This is a genomic window from Pseudomonas karstica (assembly GCF_009707515.1).
GTDB classification, from domain to species: domain Bacteria; phylum Pseudomonadota; class Gammaproteobacteria; order Pseudomonadales; family Pseudomonadaceae; genus Aquipseudomonas; species Aquipseudomonas karstica.
This window is the reverse complement of the sequence record NZ_WLYI01000014.1, coordinates 63,934-84,961: the sequence shown is the minus strand read 5'-3', so window position 1 is coordinate 84,961 and position 21,028 is coordinate 63,934. Positions and strand designations below refer to the sequence as shown.

At 59.0% G+C, this 21,028-nt stretch carries 18 protein-coding genes; 14 read left to right on the top strand and 4 right to left on the bottom strand.

Annotated features, from left to right (window positions below):
• Positions 1-7: 7 nt before the first annotated feature.
• The 10 genes from rlmN (at position 8) to GIR22_RS12025 (ending at position 10,917) form a co-directional block, all read left to right on the top strand.
• On the top strand, positions 8-1,156 hold the full coding sequence (gene rlmN, locus GIR22_RS12070) for a dual-specificity RNA methyltransferase RlmN (protein ID WP_154743544.1): 1,149 nt from the start codon (positions 8-10) through the stop codon (positions 1,154-1,156).
• 12 nt (positions 1,157-1,168) lie between these two features.
• Positions 1,169-1,927, top strand: a complete 759-nt coding sequence (gene pilW, locus GIR22_RS12065; RefSeq protein ID WP_154743543.1) for a type IV pilus biogenesis/stability protein PilW — start codon at positions 1,169-1,171, stop codon at positions 1,925-1,927.
• Positions 1,927-2,895, top strand: coding sequence for a RodZ domain-containing protein (locus GIR22_RS12060; RefSeq protein WP_154743542.1), 969 nt, complete (start codon positions 1,927-1,929; stop codon positions 2,893-2,895). Before pilW ends, GIR22_RS12060 begins: the two co-directional genes overlap by 1 nt.
• Before the next feature lie 2 nt (positions 2,896-2,897).
• Positions 2,898-4,007, top strand: a complete 1,110-nt coding sequence (gene ispG, locus GIR22_RS12055; RefSeq protein WP_154743541.1) for a flavodoxin-dependent (E)-4-hydroxy-3-methylbut-2-enyl-diphosphate synthase — start codon at positions 2,898-2,900, stop codon at positions 4,005-4,007.
• A 23-nt stretch (positions 4,008-4,030) separates the two neighbouring features.
• Positions 4,031-5,320 carry a histidine--tRNA ligase gene (gene hisS / locus GIR22_RS12050; RefSeq protein WP_178122218.1) on the top strand — a complete coding sequence of 430 codons (1,290 nt, stop codon included), beginning with the start codon at positions 4,031-4,033 and terminating at the stop codon, positions 5,318-5,320.
• A gap of 42 nt (positions 5,321-5,362) precedes the next feature.
• Positions 5,363-6,004 (top strand): tetratricopeptide repeat protein, encoded by a 642-nt coding sequence (locus tag GIR22_RS12045; protein WP_178122217.1) that lies wholly within the window; start codon positions 5,363-5,365, stop codon positions 6,002-6,004.
• Positions 5,997-7,148 (top strand): outer membrane protein assembly factor BamB, encoded by a 1,152-nt coding sequence (gene bamB / locus GIR22_RS12040; protein ID WP_154743540.1) that lies wholly within the window; start codon positions 5,997-5,999, stop codon positions 7,146-7,148. The genes GIR22_RS12045 and bamB overlap by 8 nt, the downstream gene beginning before the upstream one ends.
• Before the next feature lie 206 nt (positions 7,149-7,354).
• Entirely contained in the window at positions 7,355-8,824 is a 1,470-nt protein-coding gene (der, locus tag GIR22_RS12035; protein ID WP_154743539.1) for a ribosome biogenesis GTPase Der, read from the top strand.
• A gap of 165 nt (positions 8,825-8,989) precedes the next feature.
• On the top strand, positions 8,990-10,138 hold the full coding sequence (locus GIR22_RS12030) for a pyridoxal phosphate-dependent aminotransferase (RefSeq protein WP_154743538.1): 1,149 nt from the start codon (positions 8,990-8,992) through the stop codon (positions 10,136-10,138).
• Complete coding sequence (locus GIR22_RS12025; RefSeq protein WP_154743537.1) at positions 10,126-10,917, top strand: amidohydrolase; 792 nt, start codon at positions 10,126-10,128, stop codon at positions 10,915-10,917. Before GIR22_RS12030 ends, GIR22_RS12025 begins: the two co-directional genes overlap by 13 nt.
• 79 nt (positions 10,918-10,996) lie before the next feature.
• On the opposite strand, the gene leuA is transcribed toward GIR22_RS12025, so the two are convergent.
• The 4 genes from leuA to GIR22_RS12005 all read right to left on the bottom strand — a co-directional run bounded on the left by leuA (position 10,997) and on the right by GIR22_RS12005 (position 16,144).
• Positions 10,997-12,676 (bottom strand): 2-isopropylmalate synthase, encoded by a 1,680-nt coding sequence (leuA, locus tag GIR22_RS12020; RefSeq protein ID WP_154743536.1) that lies wholly within the window; start codon positions 12,674-12,676, stop codon positions 10,997-10,999.
• A 362-nt stretch (positions 12,677-13,038) separates the two neighbouring features.
• Positions 13,039-13,860 (bottom strand): peptidoglycan DD-metalloendopeptidase family protein, encoded by an 822-nt coding sequence (locus GIR22_RS12015; RefSeq protein WP_154743535.1) that lies wholly within the window; start codon positions 13,858-13,860, stop codon positions 13,039-13,041.
• Positions 13,861-13,863: 3 nt separating this feature from the next.
• The gene (gene xseA / locus GIR22_RS12010; RefSeq protein WP_154743534.1) at positions 13,864-15,243 is read right to left on the bottom strand and encodes an exodeoxyribonuclease VII large subunit; all 1,380 of its coding nucleotides are present in this window, start codon (positions 15,241-15,243) and stop codon (positions 13,864-13,866) included.
• A 10-nt stretch (positions 15,244-15,253) separates the two neighbouring features.
• Positions 15,254-16,144 (bottom strand): LysR substrate-binding domain-containing protein, encoded by an 891-nt coding sequence (locus GIR22_RS12005; RefSeq protein ID WP_178122216.1) that lies wholly within the window; start codon positions 16,142-16,144, stop codon positions 15,254-15,256.
• A 99-nt stretch (positions 16,145-16,243) separates the two neighbouring features.
• Here GIR22_RS12005 and GIR22_RS12000 point away from each other — a divergent pair, with 99 nt between their 5' ends.
• From GIR22_RS12000 to guaA, 4 genes are all read left to right on the top strand, one after another.
• Positions 16,244-17,011: a sulfite exporter TauE/SafE family protein gene (locus GIR22_RS12000; RefSeq protein ID WP_154743532.1), complete on the top strand. Its 768-nt coding sequence runs from the start codon at positions 16,244-16,246 to the stop codon at positions 17,009-17,011.
• Positions 17,012-17,072: 61 nt separating this feature from the next.
• Positions 17,073-17,621, top strand: a complete 549-nt coding sequence (locus GIR22_RS11995; protein WP_154743531.1) for a sugar ABC transporter ATPase — start codon at positions 17,073-17,075, stop codon at positions 17,619-17,621.
• A gap of 158 nt (positions 17,622-17,779) precedes the next feature.
• Positions 17,780-19,249 (top strand): IMP dehydrogenase, encoded by a 1,470-nt coding sequence (gene guaB, locus GIR22_RS11990; RefSeq protein WP_154743530.1) that lies wholly within the window; start codon positions 17,780-17,782, stop codon positions 19,247-19,249.
• Positions 19,250-19,331: 82 nt separating this feature from the next.
• Positions 19,332-20,909: a glutamine-hydrolyzing GMP synthase gene (gene guaA, locus GIR22_RS11985; RefSeq protein WP_154743529.1), complete on the top strand. Its 1,578-nt coding sequence runs from the start codon at positions 19,332-19,334 to the stop codon at positions 20,907-20,909.
• Positions 20,910-21,028 lie beyond the last annotated feature (119 nt).

The following is a 21,028-nucleotide window of genomic DNA, read 5'->3' as shown; positions in this document are numbered from 1 at the left end:
TGAATCCATGACTACATCGACTGTAAAAACCAACCTGCTGGGTCTGACTCAACAGGAAATGGAAAAATTCTTCGACTCAATCGGGGAGAAGCGTTTCCGTGCCGGTCAGGTAATGAAGTGGATTCACCACTTTGGCGTCGATGATTTCGACGCCATGACGAATGTCAGCAAGGTCCTGCGCGACAAACTCAAGGCCATTGCCGAAGTTCGCGGCCCTGAAGTCGTCAGTGAGGACATCTCTACCGACGGTACCCGTAAATGGGTGGTGCGCGTGGCGTCCGGCAGTTGCGTCGAGACGGTCTACATTCCCCAGGGCAAACGCGGCACGTTGTGCGTTTCGTCCCAGGCAGGCTGTGCCCTGGACTGCAGCTTCTGCTCCACCGGCAAGCAAGGCTTCAATAGCAACCTCACCGCCGCCGAAGTCATCGGCCAGGTGTGGATTGCCAACAAATCCTTTGGCAGCGTCCCGGCAACCGTCGACCGTGCCATCACCAACGTGGTGATGATGGGCATGGGTGAGCCGCTGCTGAACTTCGACAACGTCGTTGCCGCCATGCACCTGATGATGGACGACCTGGGCTACGGCATCTCCAAGCGCCGTGTGACCCTGTCGACCTCCGGCGTGGTGCCGATGATCGATGAGCTGTCCAAGCACATCGACGTCTCCCTGGCGTTGTCCCTGCACGCACCTAATGACGCATTGCGTAACCAATTGGTGCCGATCAACAAAAAATATCCGCTTAAGATGCTGCTCGAGTCTTGCCAGCGCTACATGTCGTCCCTGGGCGAAAAGCGCGTGCTGACCATCGAGTACACCTTGCTCAAGGACATCAACGACAAGGTCGAGCACGCGGTCGAGATGATCGAGTTGCTCAAGAACATCCCGTGCAAGATCAACCTGATTCCGTTTAACCCGTTTCCCCATTCTGGCTACGAGCGGCCGAGCAACAACGCCATTCGCCGTTTCCAGGATCAACTGCACCAAGCAGGTTTCAATGTCACCGTTCGCACCACCCGTGGTGAAGACATCGATGCTGCTTGTGGCCAATTGGTAGGACAGGTGCTGGATCGCACCCGTCGCAGCGAACGTTATATCGCCGTGCGTGAATTGAGCGCCGACAGCGATATGCCGCAAAACGCCGTGACTCGAACCTGAGAGAGGAACTCTATGCCCTTGCGCCTTGCGCTGCTGTTGCTGGTTGCCAGTCTTGTGACTGGTTGTGTTTCATCGGGCCATGAGAGCCCTTTGCAAACCAGCAAGGGTCGTGACGAGGCGCGTGCCGCTTACGTTCAGTTGGGCTTGGGCTATTTGCGCCAGGGGATGAGCGAGCAGGCGAAGGTGCCATTGAAGAAGGCCCTTGAACTGGATGACAGCGATGCCGATGCCAATGCTGCATTGGCTATGGTATTCCAGGCTCAGGCTGAGCCCGAACTGGCCGATAATTACTTCAACAAGGCCCTGGCCTCTCGTCCTGCCGACCCTCGGCTGCTGAATAATTACGGCAGCTTCCTGTTCGAGCAGAAACGTTATGACCAGGCATCCCGTTATTTCCAGCAAGCGGCAGCCGATGCCCTTTACCCTGAGCGTTCGCGGGTTTTCGAGAACCTTGGGGTGACCTCACTGCTTCTGGGCCAGCGCGTCAGCGCACGTCAACAGTTGGAAAAAGCCTTGCACCTGAACCAACGCCAGCCACGGGCTCTACTCGAAATGGCTGAGTTGTCCTTCGAAGATAGGCATTATGTGCCGGCACGTGACTATTACGAGCGTTTTAGCCTGCTCAGCGGGCAAAATGCACGTAGTCTATTACTCGGTGTGCGCTTGGCGACGGTTCATGAAGAACGCGACAAGGCCGCACGTTTTGGCCAGCAATTAGAACGACTCTATCCCGGTACGCCGGAATATCAGCAATACCTGTCGGAGCAATAATGAAAGCGGCGCACCCGGAAGTTGAAGCAGCTAATCGCGTAAACCCAGGCGAGACTTTGCGTCAGGCTCGTGAAAGCAATGGCTGGTCGCTGGCAGAAGTGGCCCTCAAGCTCAATCTGACCGTGAGTTCATTGAGCAACCTGGAGGCTGGCGAGTTCGGCAAACTGCCAGGGCATACGTTTGCCCGGGGTTATATTCGTGCCTACGCCAAGTTGCTGGGCATTGACCAGACCGAGCTGGTTCAGAAGTTCGACCAATTCACCGGTACCGATTCCCAGGGTAGCAATGTCCATGGCCTGGGCCATATTGAAGAGCCGGTACGGGTTTCCCACACGATTTTACGAATTGTCAGCCTGTTGTTGCTGATAGCCGTGATCGGTGGTGGTTTTATCTGGTGGCAGGACCAGACGACCTTGCGTTCCAAGGACCTAGCCAGCAACGCGATGGAGCACGTCGAAGTCGAAAGCGCCGACGGCACCACCCAGATTCACCCTCTGGACGAGCCGGAAGACCAGGCAGTGGTTCAGGGGCAGACGGCGCCTGAAGGTCAGGCCAATCTGGAACTGCAGGCTGGAGAGCCGGCTGCCGAAACCAGCGCCGACCCGGCTGTTACCGCTGCTGTACCAGCCCCGGTTGTACCCGCCACTCCAACGGCGCCTGCTCCTGCTCCGGTCGCACCTGTTGCGCCGCCGGTTACAGCGCCTACAGCGCCTGCGTTGGTGGCAGGCGATGGGCGAGTACAGATTACCTATGTCGCTGACTGCTGGACGCAAGTCACCGATGGCAATGGCAAGGTACTGTTTAGCGGCCTGAAGCGTAAGGGAGATACTCTTGATCAGGGCGGCAAGGCTCCTTTGACGCTGCGTCTGGGCTTTGCCCGTGGCGCGCAAGTGGCCTACAACGGCCAGCCTGTGGACGTGGCGCCGTTCACCAGTGGCGAGACTGCTCGCTTGAAGTTGGGACAATAGTCATGCACGGCGAATCTCCAATCAAACGTCGCGTATCGCGCAAAATTTGGGTCGGCTCGGTGCCGGTGGGTGGCGATGCCCCCATCGCGGTACAGAGCATGACCAACAGCGACACCAATGACGTCGCGGCGACCGTCGCCCAGATCAACCGCCTGGAAGCTGCCGGTGTCGATATCGTGCGGGTTTCCGTTCCAGACATGGACGCTGCCGAGGCTTTCGGCCGCATCAAGCAACTGGTCAAGGTACCTTTGGTCGCCGATATCCACTTCGACTACAAGATTGCCCTGCGCGTGGCCGAATTGGGCGTCGATTGCCTGCGGATCAACCCGGGCAACATCGGTCGCGAAGACCGGGTGCGCGCTGTGGTGGATGCCGCCCGTGACCGCGGGATCCCGATTCGTATTGGCGTCAATGCCGGTTCCCTGGAAAAAGACCTGCAAAAGAAATACGGCGAGCCGACCCCGGCCGCACTGGTCGAGTCCGCGCTGCGTCATGTTGAGCACCTCGAACGCTTGAACTTCCAGGACTTCAAGGTCAGCGTAAAGGCCTCCGACGTCTTTATGGCGGTAGAAGCCTACCGCTTGCTGGCCAAGGAGATTGTCCAGCCGTTGCACTTGGGCATCACCGAAGCCGGTGGTTTGCGTTCAGGCACAGTGAAATCTGCGGTGGGTCTCGGTATGCTGCTGGCCGAAGGGATTGGCGATACTATTCGTATCTCCCTGGCGGCAGACCCGGTAGAGGAAGTGAAAGTCGGCTACGACATTCTCAAATCCCTGCATTTGCGCTCCCGTGGCATCAATTTCATTGCCTGCCCGAGTTGCTCGCGGCAGAATTTCGACGTGGTGAAAACCATGAACGAACTGGAAGTACGCCTTGAAGACCTGCTGGTGCCGCTGGATGTCGCGGTGATCGGTTGTGTGGTCAATGGGCCGGGTGAGGCCAAAGAGGCGCATGTGGGCCTGACCGGTGGCACGCCCAACCTGATTTACATCGACGGCAAGCCGTCGCAGAAATTGACGAATGATAATCTGGTGGATGAGCTGGAAAGGCTGATTCGCCAGAAAGCGGCCGAGAAGGTCGAAGCTGACGCAGCGCTGATCGCGCGCGGCTGATCGAGCGAATTTAAGGAAAAGATGTGAGCAAGTCTCTGCAAGCCATTCGTGGCATGAACGACATCCTGCCTGAGCAGACGCCCCTGTGGCGTTATTTCGAGGCTACTGTCGCGCGTCTGCTGGATAACTACGGTTACAAGCAAATCCGCATGCCGATCGTCGAATTCACCGAGCTGTTCAAGCGCTCCATCGGTGAAGTGACCGACATCGTCGAAAAAGAGATGTACACCTTTGAAGACCGTAACGGTGACTCCCTGACCCTGCGTCCGGAAGGCACCGCCGCGTGCGTACGCGCTGTTCTGGAGCATGGCATCAGCGGTGGTGGCCAGACCCAGAAATTGTGGTACATCGGCCCGATGTTTCGCCACGAGCGCCCTCAGAAAGGCCGTTATCGCCAGTTCCACCAGATCGGTTGCGAAGTGTTCAACCTCGACGGTCCGGATATCGACGCCGAGCTGATCGTACTGACCTGGCGCCTGTGGGGCCTGTTGGGCATCCGCGACGCGGTCAAGCTTGAACTCAACAGCCTGGGCACCAGCGAATCCCGTGGTCGCTACCGCGAAGCCCTGGTTGAATTCCTGTCCGCGCATTTGGACAAGCTGGACGAAGACAGTCAGCGCCGTTTGAAAACCAATCCGTTGCGGGTATTGGATACCAAGAATGCCGAGACCCAGGCCGTACTGGTGGACGCGCCGAAAATGGCCGACTACCTGGACGACGAATCCCGTGCTCACTTCGAGGGTCTCAAGGCGCGCCTGGATGTGGCTGGCATTCCTTATGTAATCAACCCGAAATTGGTACGCGGCCTCGACTACTACAGCAAGACCGTGTTCGAGTGGGTCACCGACAAGCTTGGTGCCCAGGGCACCGTCTGTGCCGGTGGTCGCTATGATGGCCTGGTCGAGCAGATGGGCGGCAAGCCGACCACTGGCGTCGGTTTCGCCATGGGGATCGAGCGCCTGATCCTGCTGTTGGAAACCCTGGAACAGGTCCCCGAAGAGATTTCCCGCCAGGTGGATGTGTACCTGTGTGCCTTTGGCGAGGCCGCCGAGCTGGCAGCCCTGGCTTTGAGCGAGCAGGTCCGGGACCAGTTGCCCAACCTGCGCCTGCAGATCAATGCCGGTGCCGGCAGCTTCAAGAGCCAGTTCAAGAAAGCCGACAAGAGTGGTGCGTTATACGCACTGATCCTGGGCGATGACGAGTTGGCCCAGCAAGTGGTAGGTTTCAAACCCCTGCGTGGCCAGGGCGAACAACAAAGCATTACCTTTGATGCGCTTGCAGCGCACCTGGCCACCTGCATCGTGCAGGGTTGAAGCTGTCAAACAGCCGAATTTAGCGATTAAAGGAGTATTGGGGTGTCGAGTTCTGATGATGATCAGTTGGCCGAGTTCAAAGACTGGTGGCAGCGTAACGGCAAACCCCTGGTCACTGGCGGGTTGCTGGCTTTAGTAGTGGTGTTTGGCTGGCAAGCCTGGCACAAGTATCAGGCTAACCAGTCCCAAGGTGCCTCGGTGCTTTATCAGCAACTGCTGGAAACCACGCTGACGCCGGACGGCAAGCCTGATCCTGCCCAAGTGGCAGACCTGGCCAGCAAACTGAAAAGCGAATTTGGCGGTAGCCCCTATGCCCAGTACGGTAGCCTGTTTGTCGCGAAGGTTGCGGTTGATACCGGCAAGCTGGATGACGCCGCTGCCGAGCTGAAGGCTATCACTGACAAGCCGGCCAACCCGGCCCTGGGTGAAATCGCACGTCAGCGCCTGGCTCAGGTTCTGGCTGCACAAAACAAGGCCGACGACGCACTCAAACTGCTCGACGGCGATGCTGACAAGGCATTCCTGGCTACGCGTGAAGAGCTCAAGGGCGACCTGCTGGTCCAATTGGGTCGTACCGACGAAGCCAATGCTGCGTACCAAAAGGCCAAGGCGGCGCTGTCTGATGAAGCGGCAGTCGGTGGCTTACAAACCAAGCTGGACGACCTGGCCAAAGGGGATGCGTGACGTGATCCGTTGGAAACATGCAGCATTGCTGGCTCTGGCCGTTTTGGCCGCGGGTTGCAGCAGCAACAGCAAAAAAGAACTTCCTCCTGCCGAGCTGACCAGCTTTACGGAAGAAGTGGTCCTGCAAAAGCAGTGGAGCCGCTCCATCGGTGACGGTCAGGGCGACACTTACAACATGTTGGTCCCGGCAATCGACGGTGACAACATTGTGGCTGCTGACGTGACCGGCGTGGTGATCTCCATGGATCGCATGAACGGTGACATCAAGTGGAAGAAAGATCTTGAGTTGCCGGTGTCCGGCGCCGTTGGCGTGGGTTATGGCCTGGTGATGATCGGCACGCTCAAGGGCGAAGTCGTAGCACTGGACTCGAGCAGCGGTGAAGAGAGATGGCGCGCGCGCGTGACCAGTGAAGTCCTCGCACCGCCTGCCACCAATGGCGACATCGTGGTCGTGCAGACCCAGGATGATCGCGTGATTGGCCTTGATGCCAGCACCGGCGAGCAGCGCTGGTTGTACGACAGCACTCCGGCAGTCCTGACATTGCGCGGTACCAGTGGTCCGGTTGTGACCAACAACTTCGCTGTAGCAGGCTTGTCGACCGGTAAAGTGGTCGCCCTGGATGTCCAGAACGGCGTGCCGGCCTGGGAAGCCCGCGTTGCGATCCCTCAAGGTCGTTCGGAGCTGGACCGCGTAGTGGACATTGATGGCGGCTTGCTGCTGTCGGGTGAAACCCTTTACGTAGCCACTTACCAGGGCCGTGTAGCGGCGCTGGACCTGCAGAGCGGCCGGGTTAACTGGCAGCGTGATGCTTCCAGCTACGCCGGTGTCGCCCAGGGGTTTGGCAGCGTCTACGTCAGCCTGGCATCCGGCACCGTTGAAAGTGTCGATGAGCGTTCCACCACAGCACTGTGGAGCAATGACTCCCTGGCCCGCCGTCAGCTGTCGGCACCGGAAGTATTCTCCAGCTATGTAGCGGTAGGTGACCTGGAAGGTTACCTGCATCTGCTGAGCCAGGTGGATGGTCGTTTTGTCGGCCGCGAACGTATCGACAGTGACGGCCTGCGCGCTCGTCCGTTGGTAGTAGGTAATATGCTTTACGTGTTTGGCAACAGTGGCAAGCTGGAAGCCCTGACCATCAAGTAAGCAACTATGCTTGGGGGGGCAACTCCCAGGCAGCTTCACCTGTAGGAGCGAGCTTGCTCGCGAAAATCGTTAACGATGACGCGTGCAGCCTGAGTAAACGCGGTGCCTTTGCGTTTTTCGCGAGCAAGCTCGCTCCTACAGTCGAGCACCAGCCGCTGCCTTGCAGCGGCTTTTGTATTTTCTGAAATAACGAAGTGGAGAGCCGCATGGTTCCCGTAATCGCCCTGGTGGGTCGACCTAACGTCGGCAAGTCCACCTTGTTCAACCGCCTGACCAGGACTCGCGACGCCATTGTTGGCGACTTGTCCGGTCTGACCCGTGATCGCCAATACGGTGAGGCAAAGTGGCAAGGGCGCTCCTACATTCTTGTCGACACCGGCGGTATCTCCGGTGACGAGCATGGCATGGATGAAAAGATGGCTGAGCAGTCGCTGCTGGCCATCGAAGAAGCCGATGTCGTGTTGTTCCTGGTAGATGCCCGTGCGGGCTACACCGCTGCTGACCAGATGATTGGCGAGCACCTGCGCAAGCGCAACAAACGCTCCTACGTGGTAGCCAACAAGATCGACAACATCGATCCTGAACTGGCCCGCGCCGAATTCAGCCCGATGGGCCTGGGCGACGCAATCCCGATCGCCGGTGCCCATGGTCGCGGCATCACCCAGATGCTGGAAATCTGCCTGCGTGACTTCCCTCGCGATGACATCGAGGAAGAAGAGGGCGAAGGCGAGATTGTTGCCGAGGGTGAAGAAGCCAAGCGCATTCCTGGCCCAAGCGAAAAAGACGGTATCAAGATCGCAATCATCGGCCGGCCGAACGTTGGCAAGTCGACCCTGGTCAACCGCATGCTTGGTGAAGACCGGGTAATCGTCTATGACGAGCCGGGTACTACCCGCGACAGTATCTACATCCCGTTTGAACGTAACGACGAGAAGTACACGCTGATCGACACCGCCGGTGTGCGCAAGCGCGGCAAGATCCACGAGGAAGTTGAAAAGTTCTCGGTGGTGAAAACCCTGCAGGCGATCAAGGACGCCAACGTGGTGATCTTCGTCATGGACGCCCGCGAAGGCGTGGTCGACCACGACCTCAACCTGCTGGGCTTTGCCCTGGAGGCCGGACGGGCACTGGTGATCGCGATCAACAAGTGGGACGGCATGACGCCGAGTGAGCGCGACTTCGTCAAGATCGAGTTGCAGCGTCGCTTGTTCTTCGTCGAGTTTGCCGATATTCACTTTATCTCGGCGCTGCACGGCACTGGCGTGGGTAACCTCTACGCCTCGGTGCAGAACTCGTTCAAGTCCGCGGTTACCCGCTGGCCGACCAACCGTCTGACCCAGATCCTCGAAGATGCCGTGGGCGAGCACGCGCCACCGATGGTCAATAACCGTCGGATCAAACTGCGTTACGCGCACTTGGGTGGTGCCAACCCGCCGATTATCGTGATCCACGGTAACCAGATCGAGAAAGTGCCCAAGTCTTACGTCCGCTACCTGGAAAATACCTACCGCCGTGTCTTGAAGCTGGTCGGTACGCCGATCCGGATCGAATTCAAGGGTGGCGAGAACCCGTACGAGGGCAACAAGAACAGCCTCACCGACCGCCAGGTAAACAAAAAGCGCCGGATGATGACTCACCACAAAAAGGCCGACAAGAAGCGTCGGGATAAGAGGTGAAGCAGCGGTAAGCGGCAAGCTTCAAGTAAAGCTGTTCGCTTGTAGCTCAGGCATCAGGCATCAGGCACAAAGCAGGGTCCCCACAAGGACCCTTTTTTGTGCCTGGCGGTTGACCCCTTGCAGCTTGGCGCTTAAAACTTGTCGCTCACCCGCAGGGGGCACCCCATGATCACCAGCAAGTTGCCGAATGTCGGCACCACTATTTTCACTACCATGTCACAGCTCGCCGCCGAAACCGGGGCGCTCAACCTGTCCCAGGGCTTCCCGGATTTCAATGGCCCCCAGGCCTTGCTCGACGCGGTGGGTAAGCACGTTGCCAGTGGCCATAACCAATACGCCCCGATGACCGGGCTGCCAGCCCTGCGCCAGCAAGTAGCGGCCAAAATCGCCCGTAGCTATGGCGTCACCGTCAATGCCGACAGCGAAGTGACCATCACCCCGGGTGCGACAGAGGCGATCTTCTGCGCGATCCAGGCGGTGATCCAAAGGGGGGACGAGGTCATTGTTTTCGATCCTTCCTATGACAGCTATGAACCCTCGGTGGTGCTGGCCGGGGGGCGCTGCGTGCATGTGCAATTGGGCCTGCATGACTTCGCCCTCGATTTCGAACAGATTAAGGCCGCACTGTCACCGCGCACCCGCATGATCATCCTCAACAGTCCGCACAACCCCACTGGCGCCCTGATCAGTCGCGCCGAACTGGACCAACTGGCCGAGTTGATCCGCGACCGCGATATCTATCTGGTCAGCGACGAGGTTTACGAACATCTGGTGTTCGACGGTGTGCCCCACGTCAGCGTGCTGGCCCATGAGGAGTTATACCAGCGTGCATTCGTGGTCAGCTCTTTTGGCAAGACCTACCACGTCACCGGCTGGAAAACCGGCTACGTGGTGGCGCCAGCAGCTCTCAGTGCCGAACTGCGCAAGGTGCATCAATATGTCAGCTTTTGTGGGGTTACCCCGTTGCAGTACGCTTTGGCGGACTATATGGCCGAACATCCGGAGCATGTCGAAGAGTTACCGGCGTTCTATCAGGCCAAGCGCGACCTGTTCTGCGACCTGCTGGCGTCGTCGCGCTTAAGCTTTACCCGGGTGACCGGTACTTACTTCCAACTGGTAGATTACTCTCAGGTTCGCCCGGACCTGAATGACGTCGCCATGTCACTGTGGATGACCCGCGAACACGGCGTGGCAACGATCCCGGTCTCGGTGTTCTACCAGAACCCACCCCAAGGCCAGCGCCTGGTGCGCCTGTGTTTTGCCAAGCGCGAGGAGACGCTGCGCCAAGCAGCAGAGAAACTATGCGTGATCTGAATGCACTGCCCAACTTGAACATCGCCCTGGTGCAGACCACCCTGGTATGGCATGACCGTCAGGCCAACCTTGAGCATTTCGAACTGTTACTGGAGCAGGCTCAAGGTGTTGACCTGATCGTCCTGCCAGAAATGTTCACCACCGGGTTTTCCATGGATTCAGAAGCACTTGCCGAACAGGAAAAAGGCCCAACCCATCAGTGGCTCCAGGCTCAGGCCAAGAAATACAACGCGGTCATTACTGGCAGCGTGATCATCCAGGCCAGCGACGGCAGCCATCGCAACCGCCTGTTGTGGGCGCGGCCGGACGGCGAGGTGCTGCACTACGACAAGCGCCATCTGTTCCGCATGGCTGGTGAGCACGATCACTACACCCCAGGTGAACGCCAGGTGCAGTTTGAACTCAAGGGCTGGCGGATTCGCCCGTTGATCTGTTACGACCTGCGCTTCCCGGTGTGGAGCCGCGATGCCCAGGATACCGACCTGCTGCTGTACACCGCCAACTGGCCGGGCGCACGCCGCCAGCACTGGAACCGCTTGCTGCCGGCGCGGGCGATTGAAAACCTCTGCTATGTGGCAGCGGTGAATCGAGTGGGAGTGGACGGCAAAGGCTTTGCCTACACCGGTGACAGCCAGGTACTGGACTTTCAGGGTGAGAGTTTGCTGAGTGCAGGGGAGGCGGATGGAGTGTTTCAGGTGTGTCTGGACGCCGAGGAACTGGCAGCGTACCGGGAGCGGTTTCCGGCGAACCTGGATGCCGATACCTTCGAGGTTTTGTAGGCGTCCCCTCGCTCCTACAACGGGCAGCAAAAAGGCCCCTGGGTTCTCACCCAGGGGCCTTTTTCACTTCAGCGACTACTTACGCCGCTTTAGCTTCCAACTGGCTCAGGGAGCGGTTCAGCGCACTGAACACGGCCTTGAAGCTGGCCGTGGTGATGTTTTCATCAATGCCCACGCCGTGCACTGGTCGTTCACCGTTGACCCGCAGCTCGATATACGCCGCCGCCTTGGCATTGGTACCCGCACCAATGGCATGTTCGTTGTAGTCCATGATCTCGACACCAATCGGCAGACCTGCCACCAGGGCTTCCAGGGCGCCGTTGCCCTTGCCGTGCCAGCGCAGGTTGGTTTCGCCCTGACCCTTGCCGGAGACTTCCACTTCCACCGAGCTGTTGCCGTTTTCTTCCTGCAAGCGATGGCTGACCAGCGCGTATGGGGTGTTGGCTTGCAGGTATTCACGCTGCAACAGTGCATGAATCTGCGATGCGGTCATCTCCAGGCCCACGCGGTCGGTTTCCGCTTGTACCACCTGGCTGAACTCGATCTGCATGCGGCGCGGCAAGCTGATGCCGTATTCCTGTTCCAGCAGGTAGGCGATGCCGCCTTTGCCCGACTGGCTGTTGACGCGAATCACCGCCTCGTAGCTGCGGCCAATGTCGGCCGGGTCGATCGGCAAGTACGGTACTTCCCACAGCGCGTCGGCTTTCTGCTGGGTGAAGCCCTTGCGAATCGCGTCCTGGTGGGAGCCGGAGAAGGCGGTGTGAACCAGGTCGCCCACATAGGGGTGACGCGGGTGCACGGGGATCTGGTTGCATTCTTCGACGACCTTTCGTACGCCGTCGATGTCGGAGAAATCCAGCTCAGGGTTTACGCCCTGGGTGTAGAGGTTCAACGCCACGGTCACCAGGTCGACGTTACCGGTACGCTCACCATTGCCGAACAGGCAGCCTTCGACACGGTCGGCGCCAGCCATCAGGCCCAGTTCGGTAGCGGCGACCCCGGTGCCACGGTCGTTGTGGGTGTGCAGGCTGATGATCACGCTATCACGACGGTTGATGTGGCGGCCGAACCACTCGATCTGGTCGGCATAGATGTTCGGGGTGGCACACTCAACGGTAGCCGGCAGGTTGAGGATTACCTTGTGCTCAGGCGTCGGGTTCCACACCTCGATTACGGCGTCACAGACTTCCTTGGCGAACGTAAGCTCGGTGGCGCTGAACGTCTCTGGCGAGTATTCGAACGTCCACTGTGTATCCGGCTGCTGGGCGGCGTACTTGACGAACAGCTTGGCGGCATTGACCGCGATAGCCTTGATTCCGTCTTTGTCCTGGTTGAAAACAATACGGCGGAAGGAAGGCGAAGTAGCGTTGTACAAGTGAACGATGGCCTTTTTCGCCCCGCGCAGAGATTCGAAGGTGCGGGCGATCAAGTCTTCACGGCCCTGGGTCAGCACCTGGATGGTGGTGTCCTCGGGGATATGCTTGTCTTCGATCAGAGTACGCACGAAATCGAAATCGGTTTGCGACGCGGCCGGGAACGAGGCCTCGATTTCCTTCACGCCCACGCTCACCAGGGTTTTCCAGAAGCGCAGCTTTTTCACCGCGTCCATCGGTTCGATCAGCGATTGGTTGCCGTCGCGCAAGTCGGAGCTGCACCAGATCGGCGCGGCGGTGATGGTTTTCGACGGCCAGGTGCGGTCCGGAATATCAATGGTCGGGAACGCGCGGTATTTCGAAGACGGGTCTTTGAGCATGCTCATCGGGAGAGTCCTTGTTGTAGGGCCGAGAAGAGGCGGCCTGCCGTAAAACTGTTATTGGGGATAAGCGGGGGCGAGGCAGTTCGATTCAGCCTGGTAGTCGTGCGCTGACAAGGCACAAGCTGCGGTGCTGACGAAGCTGAATAAGGGTGTGAGAGGTTTTCATAGGCTCAACCCTAACCGCGGGGATGAAAGATGGCAAGCTGTTGGAAAAAATTGAGATAAGTTCTGCTATTTCCAGCATAAACGAGATTTTCTGCTCGTTAAGTCAGTAGGTGTTTGGGTTTTTTGCGCGAGTGTTGAAGTTCGCGCAATTGAGGGTGGCGGGTTTTCTCGCGACAAGACCATCAAGCCCAGCGCTTATCTCAAGGCTGAAACGCCCCAATAAAAATTGCCGGATCCACTCGCACTTCATTCAAGCTGATATTCCAGTGCATATGCGGCCCGGTCGCACGGCCGGTCGAGCCTACCTTGCCCACCACCGTGCCGCGCGCCAGTTGCTGGCCGACGGTCACGTCGATCTTCGACATATGGCAGAACATGCTGATAAACCCCTGGCCATGGTCGACGAACACGGTATTGCCATTGAAGAAGTAGTTACCGGTGAGGATCACCTTGCCGGCCGCAGGGGTCTTGATCGGCGTGCCGGCCGGAACTGCAAAGTCCAGGCCCGAATGCGGGTTTCGCTCCTCGCCGTTAAAGAATCGGCGCACGCCAAACTTGCTCGACAGCGGCCCGTTGACCGGTTTGTCCAGCACCAGATTGCTCGGAATGTTGGGGCTGAAGCTGCTGTACGCCTTGAGCTGCACGGTCAGCTCGCCCTCGATGCGCTTGAGCTGCGCCGGGTTGGGGTTTACCTGGCTTTTGTTCTTCAGGGTGATGTGCTGTTCCGGGTATTTCTTGAGGCCAACGATGAACGGCAAGTTACGTCCGCCGCTGCTGATCTGTTCGTTACCCGGCTTGACCGTCAGCGGGATGCCAACAATAGCCAGCCAGTTGTCCTGCTCCTTGACCACCAGTACCCGCTTGCCCTGATAAGTGGCTTTCGGTGCTGTCGCCGAAGGCCCCAGGTCGACTACCGCCACGCCGCCAGGAACCGGCTTGCTCAGCGTCCGAGTGATGTAGCTATCGGCATGAGCGTTGAAGGTCAGGCACAGCAGTATCAATAAACCGAAAATACGTGGCATGAATCAATCCAGTAAAGAGAGGGTGACGGGCGTGAGGTGGTTGTCTTCCACCCGAACCTGCAATTGGCCATCACCGAGACGCGCCGTCAGGCGTTGGCCGGTATGGGTCTGCGCGGCATTGCGAATCGCCTGGCCGCGTTCGTCCAGCAGGATGCTGTAGCCACGGCCTAGAGTGGCCAGCGGGCTGACCACTTGCAACGTCTGTACCTGGCTTTGCAACTGCAGGCGCCGTGCCTTGAGGCCTTCGCGCATGGCGCGGGGCAGGCGCTCGGCAAGACTGTCCAGGCGCTGGCGCAACAATGCCAGTTGGCGCCCCGGGTGCTGGCCGGCAAGGCGGGTTTCCAGGCGAATCAATCGTTCGCGCCGGGTATTGAGGCTGCGCTCGAATGCGCGGCGCAGACGCATGTCCAGGTCATCCAGGCGCTGGGCTTGCTGACGCAGGCGTTCGCCGGGATGACGCAGCCGCCGAGTCATACCTTCCAGGCGCAGGCGGTCGTGCACCAGGCGATTGCGCATGCGCATCACCAGGCGTCGGTGCAGGCTTTCCACCTGGCGCACCAGGTCGCTGGCGTCCGGGGCCAGTAATTCGGCGGCGGCGGAGGGCGTAGGCGCGCGTACGTCAGCTACAAAGTCGCTGATGGATACGTCGGTTTCATGGCCGACGGCACTGACAATGGGGGTGGTACAGGCATCCACGGCACGGGCCACGGCTTCTTCATTGAAGCACCAGAGGTCTTCCAGCGAGCCGCCGCCACGGGCCAGGATCAGTGCGTCGAAGCCTCGGGCGTCGGCCAGCTTCAGGGCGCGGACGATCTGCGATACCGCTTCACGGCCCTGGACTGCTGTAGGAATCAACGTCAACTGCACCTGTGGCGCACGGCGGCGGAACACGCTGATGATGTCGCGAATCACCGCGCCGGTAGGCGAGCTGATAATACCGATGCGCCGTGGGTGCGCCGGCAATGGCACCTTGCGTTCGGCACTGAACAACCCTTCGACGCTGAGTTTTTCTTTCAGGGCATCGAAGGCCAGGCGCAGGGCGCCATCGCCGGCGGGTTCCACGGTGTCGAGAATCAGTTGATAGTCGCCACGCCCTTCAAACAACGAGACCTTGCCCCGCACCTTGACTGCCAGGCCGTCTTTCAGCGCCTGGCGCACCCGTGCGGCGTTCTGCCGAAACAGCGCGCAGCGCACCTGGGCGCCACTGTCCTTGAGGGTGAAATACACATGGCCGGAAGCCGGGCGGGCGAGGTTGGAGATCTCGCCTTCGACCCAGATATTGGTGAACACGTCCTCCAGCAACACCCGCGCGCGGCCGTTGAGCTGGCTGACAGTCAGGACTTCGCGGTCCAGGCCCAGACGGGCAAAGGGATCTTTAATCATGGGCGGCAGTTTATAGGCATTCGTGCAGGCTTTGACAGAATTGCTCCACGAGGGCGCTTGGTGCTTGGCTGCAGGCGAAAGCTACGGTGGTGTGGCAGTCCGGGTCGGCCAGGGGCAGAAAGTGAATATTGGCCGGGGCGATGTCCTGCATCGACTCTGGAAGCAAGGCGATGCCAAACCCGGCCTGGATCAACTGCAACTGGGTGGTCTTGCGTGACATCACCCGTGCGGCCTTGGGGAAAAAACCGGCGCGCATGCACAACTCGGCTGACAGATAGCTCAGGCCACCGCGTTGGGGATGCGGGATCGAGATAAAGGCTTCGTTCTTCAGCTGTGCCAGTTCGATGGCGGATGAATGCAGGGTCAAAGAATGGCGTGGTGGCACTGCCAGCAACAGTCGCTCCTTATATAAAGGCACGATGCGTACGCCTTCGCGCTGGCGCAGTACTGGCAGACGCAGCAGCCCGACCTCCAGTCGACCATCGGAAATTTCCTCCAGTTGCACTTCGGAGGACAGCTTGACGATGTCCAACGACACGCCGGGACACTGCGCAAGCCACGTACCGATGCCGCGCAGCAGGCGACCACTCATCGGCACTGTGCTGGAATGGCTCAGGCGTAGCGTACCGAGCTGTCCATGACCGACTTGAGTGGCCATTTCGCTGGCCTTGTGCAGCTCGCTCAACAGGTTGCGCGCTCGCGGGTAAAAGGCTTCACCGGCTGCCGTCAGTCGTGGTTGGCGGGCGGTGCGCTCGAACAGTGGCGTTTGCAGGAGGTTTTCCAGCTCCTTGATCTGTCGACTGAGGGCCGATTGCGCGACAAACAGCCGCTCGGCGGCGGCGCTGAAGCTGCCGCTTTCGGCTATTTCTACGAAGTAACGCAGTTGCCGGGTGGAAATCACAGGCCATGCCTTTTCGAGATAGGTGGAGGGCTTTGAAGATATTAGTCGCAACACACCATGATGGCTAAAGTGACTGTCATCACTTTTAAGGAATACCAGATGAACTGGGGCGAACTGCTTAACCATTGGGCTTTCAGTGGTGTCGATTGGCTGGTGATTGGGGGCGGGATTACCTTGGCCTATATCGTGTTCGGCATTGCCGGGTTTGGTACGGCGCTGGTGGCAGGACCGATCCTGATTCTGTTCATGCCGTTGTCGAAGATCATTCCGTTGCTGGTGCTGCTGGATTTTGTCGCCGCTTTTGGCAACCTCCTGCAGTCGCGGCGGGACGTCGATAAGCCGGAACTGTTAAGGCTGCTGCCCTGCATGGCAATTGGCTGCACCCTGGGGGTGATCTTTCTGCTCAATCTGCACTCGGATCTTTTACTGCTGCTGATGGGACTGTTTATCAGTGCCTACGCGATCTATAGCCTGTCGGTAAAAGCCCGGCCCAAGCAGTTGGCAGCGGGTTGGTCGATTCCGATGGGCACGGTCGGTGGTTTGTTTGGTGCGTTATTTGGCAGCGGCGGCTTTTTATATGCGATCTATTTGAACAGTCGTCTGCCCAAAGACCCGGCGCGCGCGACCCAGAGCGCCTTGATCAGTTGCAGCACGGTGGTGCGCCTGAGCCTGTTTTTGTTCGCGGGTGTATATGCCGAGTTACCCTTGCTGGTGCTGGCGGTGTGCATGTTGCCGGCGATGGCCGTGGGGCTGTGGATCAGTCGGCGGCTGACTCTGCGCATGTCTCGTGAAGCCTTCGTGCAATTGGTGACCTGGCTGGTGCTTGCCAGCGGCATCGCCTTGATTGCTCGCTATTTGAGTACTTGACCTGTGAGTGTCAGGGATTAAGCTGCCGGGCGCAGAAATCTACTTGGCTCAGCTGATCCCCATGAATTCCCAAAGCATCCTCGTTCCGAAAATCTCCACGTTGCCCGTCCACGAACCCCGGGCTCGGGCGATTGTGCGCTGGCTGGTGCGCAAGAACATTATCAAGGAGGAGCTGACCACCTGCGGCCGCATGGGCAACCGTATGGCCTACGCCTTGGCCGACGGTGCTCGCGCGGTGGTGCTGCACCCCGAAGCGCTGCCGTTCAACGAGCCGGTCAACGGCCTGGAGATCATCTACAAACGCTGCATCTACACGCCGGCCAAAGGCTTCCTGGAAGAAGCCGGCTGCCCGGGATGTCGCAAGGAAGTCGGCGAGGCGCTGTTCGAGAGCCTGGAAGACTGGATGCCCGGCCACACCGACAACTTCATCTGCCCCCTGTGCGGACATGAAGATGACATCAATGGCTTCCTGTTTCTTCAGGCATGTGCCTTCTCCAACCTGGGCTTTATTTTCAATAACTGGGCGGAGGCGGGGTTCAAGCAGAGTTTTATCGATGAATTTGCCGATTGGCTGGACCAGAAGATCAGTTGGGTCAAAGTCGAGTTGTAGGCCTATGTGATCGTTCCCACGCAGAGCGAGGGAACGATCGGGGCACTGAGATCCTCCTTCTATCAGTATTACCAAGTTTGTCAGAGTTTTACGTTGAGCCCGGTGGGGTGTCTGAGTATAATGACGCGCTTCCATTTTCCCGCTCGGGAGCCCCCGCGATGCTGCGTATCAGCCAAGAAGCTCTGACATTCGACGACATTCTCCTAGTGCCCGGTTATTCCGAGGTGCTTCCTAACGAAGTCAGTCTCAAGACCCGCCTAACCCGTGGCATCGAGCTGAATATTCCCCTGGTTTCCGCTGCCATGGACACCGTCACTGAAGCCCGTCTGGCGATTGCCATGGCTCAGGAAGGTGGGATTGGCATCATCCACAAGAACATGACCATCGAGCAGCAAGCTGCCGAAGTGCGCAAGGTCAAGCGTTACGAAGCCGGTGTGGTCAAGGACCCGATCACCATCGAGGCCGACGCCACGGTGCGTGACCTGTTCGAACTGACCCGCATGCATAACATCTCCGGTGTTCCTGTGCTGCATGATGGCGACCTGGTCGGCATCGTCACTTCCCGTGACGTGCGGTTCGAAAACCGCCTTGAGGTCACCGTCCGTGAAGTGATGACGCCCAAAGAGCGGCTGGTCACTGTCAAGGAAGGCGCAGACAAGAACGACGCGCGTGAATTACTGCACAAGCACCGCATCGAACGCGTACTGATCGTCGACGACAAATTTGCCCTCAAAGGCATGATGACCGTCAACGACATCGAAAAAGCCAAAGCCTACCCGCTGGCCAGCAAGGATGATCAAGGTCGTCTGCGCGTGGGTGCTGCGGTCGGTACCGGTAAAGACACCGGTGACCGCGTTTCGGCTCTGGTAGCCGCTGGCGTTGACGTGGTGGTGGTCGACACTGCCCACGGTCACTCCAAAGGCGTGATCGACCGCGTTCGTTGGGTCAAACAGAATTTCCCTGACGTGCAAGTGATCGGCGGCAACATTGCCACCGGCGCTGCCGCCAAGGCTTTGGCCGAAGCCGGCGCAGATGCGGTCAAGGTCGGTATCGGCCCAGGCTCGATCTGCACCACTCGCATCGTTGCTGGTGTTGGCGTGCCGCAAATCAGCGCCATCGCCAACGTCGCCGCTGCCCTTGAAGGCACTGGCGTACCTTTGATTGCCGACGGTGGTATCCGGTTCTCCGGTGACCTGTCCAAGGCTATCGTGGCCGGTGCCTCCTGCGTGATGATGGGCTCGATGTTCGCCGGTACCGAAGAAGCACCGGGCGAGATCGAACTGTTCCAGGGTCGTTCCTACAAGGCTTACCGTGGCATGGGTTCGCTGGGCGCCATGTCCCAGGCTCAAGGTTCTTCCGACCGTTACTTCCAGGACTCCTCGGCAGGTGCCGAGAAGCTGGTTCCGGAAGGTATCGAAGGTCGTGTCCCTTACAAGGGCACCCTGAGCGCCATCATCCATCAGTTGATGGGCGGCCTGCGTTCCTCGATGGGCTACACCGGCAGCGCCGATATCGAAGAAATGCGCACCAAGCCTGAATTCGTGCGGATCACCGGTGCCGGCATGGCCGAATCCCACGTTCACGACGTGCAAATCACTAAAGAAGCGCCGAACTACCGCGTAGGTTGATGCTTCCAGCAAATAGTTAAGTAACCGGGGCTGTCTTATTCAGCCCCGAGTTGTTTCTGATTCATTAGACGAGACTGATCTCATGGCCCTCGACATTCACGCCCACCGCATCCTGATCCTCGACTTCGGTTCCCAGTACACCCAACTGATTGCTCGCCGCGTGCGTGAAATCGGCGTGTACTGCGAACTGCACCCGTTCGACATGGATGACGAAGCGATTCGCGAATTCGCTCCAAAAGGCGTCATCCTCGCCGGTGGCCCCGAGTCTGTGCACGAAGCCAACAGCCCTCGTTGCCCGCAAGCCGTGTTTGACCTGGGCGTACCGGTCTTCGGTATCTGCTACGGCATGCAGACCATGGCCGAGCAACTGGGCGGCAAGGTTGAAGGTTCCGAGCTGCGTGAGTTCGGTTACGCCCGTGTTGATGTAGTCGGCAAGAGCCGCCTGCTGGACGGCATCGAAGACCATATCGACGCCGACGGCCTGTTCGGCCTCGACGTGTGGATGAGCCACGGTGACAAGGTCACCAGGATGCCGGAAGACTTCCACATCCTGGCCAGTACCCCAAGCTGCCCGATCGCCGGCATGTTCAACGACGAACGCGGCTACTACGGCGTGCAATTCCACCCGGAAGTGACCCACACCAAACAGGGCGGTCGCATCCTGTCGCGTTTCATCCTCGATATCTGCGAGTGTGAAGCGCTGTGGACTCCGTCGAAAATCGCTGAAGATGCTATCGCCAACATTCGTGCCCAGGTCGGCACCGACAACGTCCTGCTGGGCCTGTCCGGCGGCGTGGATTCCTCGGTGGTTGCTGCGCTGCTGCACAAGGCCATCGGCGACCAGTTGACGTGTGTGTTCGTCGACAACGGCCTGCTGCGCCTGCATGAAGGTGAGCAAGTGATGGCCATGTTCGCCGAAAACATGGGCGTCAAAGTGATCCGCGCCAATGCTGAAGAGCAGTTCCTCAACAACCTGGCCGGCGAGTCCGACCCGGAGAAGAAGCGCAAGATCATAGGCCGCACCTTCATCGACGTATTCGATGCCCAGTCCAACAGCCTGGACAACATCAAGTACCTCGCCCAGGGCACCATCTACCCTGACGTGATCGAGTCGGCCGGCGCCAAGAGCGGCAAGGCCCATGTAATCAAGTCCCACCACAACGTGGGTGGCCTGCCTGAGGAAATGAACCTCAAGCTGGTGGAGCCACTGCGCGAGTTGTTCAAGGACGAAGTCCGTCGTCTGGGCCTGGAGTTGGGCCTGCCGTACGACATGGTCTACCGTCACCCATTCCCGGGCCCGGGCCTGGGCGTGCGGATCCTCGGTGAAGTGAAGAAGGAATACGCCGACCTGTTACGTCGCGCCGATCACATCTTCATCGAAGAACTGCGCAAGGCCGACTGGTACCACAAGGTCAGCCAGGCCTTCGTGGTGTTCCAACCGGTGAAATCGGTGGGCGTTGTCGGCGATGGCCGTCGCTACGCCTGGGTCGTGGCCCTGCGTGCCGTAGAGACCATCGACTTCATGACCGCCCGCTGGGCGCACCTGCCGTACGAACTGCTGGAAACCGTCAGCGGCCGTATCATCAATGAAATCGAAGGCATTTCGCGCGTTACGTATGACGTGTCGAGCAAGCCGCCGGCGACGATTGAGTGGGAATGATTGGACGTCCGGCACTGACCGGCACCAACTAGCAAGAAACACCCTGAAGCCCGCGTAATTGCGGGCTTTTGGTTTTTTGGGTCTGGCAAGTTCTGGCAGCTTTGTGCATCGCCAAGCAC

Coding starts and splice junctions, on each gene's coding strand:
- xseA (WP_154743534.1), bottom strand. CDS start 15,243: ATGATTAAAGATCCCTTTGCCCGTCTGGGCCTGGACCGCGAAGTCCTG.
- GIR22_RS12025 (WP_154743537.1), top strand. CDS start 10,126: ATGCGTGATCTGAATGCACTGCCCAACTTGAACATCGCCCTGGTGCAG.
- der (WP_154743539.1), top strand. CDS start 7,355: ATGGTTCCCGTAATCGCCCTGGTGGGTCGACCTAACGTCGGCAAGTCC.
- bamB (WP_154743540.1), top strand. CDS start 5,997: ATGCGTGACGTGATCCGTTGGAAACATGCAGCATTGCTGGCTCTGGCC.
- GIR22_RS11995 (WP_154743531.1), top strand. CDS start 17,073: ATGAATTCCCAAAGCATCCTCGTTCCGAAAATCTCCACGTTGCCCGTC.
- GIR22_RS12015 (WP_154743535.1), bottom strand. CDS start 13,860: ATGCCACGTATTTTCGGTTTATTGATACTGCTGTGCCTGACCTTCAAC.
- GIR22_RS12000 (WP_154743532.1), top strand. CDS start 16,244: ATGAACTGGGGCGAACTGCTTAACCATTGGGCTTTCAGTGGTGTCGAT.
- ispG (WP_154743541.1), top strand. CDS start 2,898: ATGCACGGCGAATCTCCAATCAAACGTCGCGTATCGCGCAAAATTTGG.
- rlmN (WP_154743544.1), top strand. CDS start 8: ATGACTACATCGACTGTAAAAACCAACCTGCTGGGTCTGACTCAACAG.
- guaB (WP_154743530.1), top strand. CDS start 17,780: ATGCTGCGTATCAGCCAAGAAGCTCTGACATTCGACGACATTCTCCTA.
- GIR22_RS12030 (WP_154743538.1), top strand. CDS start 8,990: ATGATCACCAGCAAGTTGCCGAATGTCGGCACCACTATTTTCACTACC.
- pilW (WP_154743543.1), top strand. CDS start 1,169: ATGCCCTTGCGCCTTGCGCTGCTGTTGCTGGTTGCCAGTCTTGTGACT.
- GIR22_RS12060 (WP_154743542.1), top strand. CDS start 1,927: ATGAAAGCGGCGCACCCGGAAGTTGAAGCAGCTAATCGCGTAAACCCA.
- guaA (WP_154743529.1), top strand. CDS start 19,332: ATGGCCCTCGACATTCACGCCCACCGCATCCTGATCCTCGACTTCGGT.
- leuA (WP_154743536.1), bottom strand. CDS start 12,676: ATGAGCATGCTCAAAGACCCGTCTTCGAAATACCGCGCGTTCCCGACC.